Origin of the sequence: Streptomyces sp. SID5785 (assembly GCF_009870065.1) — a bacterium.
Taxonomy (GTDB): domain Bacteria; phylum Actinomycetota; class Actinomycetes; order Streptomycetales; family Streptomycetaceae; genus Streptomyces.
Map to the genome: position 1 here is coordinate 1 of NZ_WWIA01001053.1, position 665 is coordinate 665.

The 665-nt window shown below is 79.1% G+C and carries 2 protein-coding genes; one reads left to right on the top strand and one right to left on the bottom strand.

What is annotated here, in order from left to right; translation table 11 throughout:
* Positions 1-118 (top strand): aldehyde dehydrogenase family protein (locus GTW43_RS34005; RefSeq protein WP_161305826.1); only part of this gene is annotated, 118 nt, incomplete at its 5' end.
* 32 nt (positions 119-150) lie between these two features.
* On the opposite strand, the gene GTW43_RS34010 is transcribed toward GTW43_RS34005, so the two are convergent.
* Positions 151-665 (bottom strand): hypothetical protein (locus GTW43_RS34010; protein ID WP_161305827.1); only part of this gene is annotated, 515 nt, incomplete at its 5' end.

Below are 665 nucleotides of genomic sequence, written 5' to 3' on the forward strand. Positions count from 1 at the left end.
CAACCCGGCCGCCCCCTTCGGCGGCGTCAAACAGTCGGGCCTCGGCCGGGAGGGCGGCAGCGTCGGCATCGACGAGTTCCTGGAGTACAAGTACCTGGCCATCCCGTACGGCTCCTAGCGGCCCCCGGCGGCTCCCGGCGGCCTTCGGGGTCACAGGCGTTCGACCGCGCGGAATCCCGCGAGCACCGACAGGAGGTTCCGCGCGGGCGGGGTCAGCTCGGCGACGAGGAGCGGGCGGCCCGCGTTCAGGAGCCCGGCCACGGCGGCCAGTTCGTCCGGCGCCAGGTCGCACTCCGTGACGTGCCCGCACGCGGCGACCAGCGGCCGCCCGGCCACCGGCACCCACAGGATCCGTTCGACCGCGCGCACCACGTCGTCGTCGGTGAACCAGCCGGGCCGGGCCGCCGCGGGCACCGGCCGCAGCCCGCCGTCCGTGGCCCGGCGCAGCGCCTCGCGGGCCAGGCGCCGCTCCACCGCAGCGGGCCGCGCCGCCAGGCGGAACCGCTCGAGCGCCCCGGCCAGCACCGGGGGCAGCATCCCGGGGACGTCCCCCTCCGGCGCCCCCACGTCCCCCTGGCCGTCGTCCCCGACGAGGATGCTGGCGCCGCCCGGGCCGGGCGGCCCCGCCCACTGCGCGGGGTCCGGGATCGCGCAGGCCGTCCGGT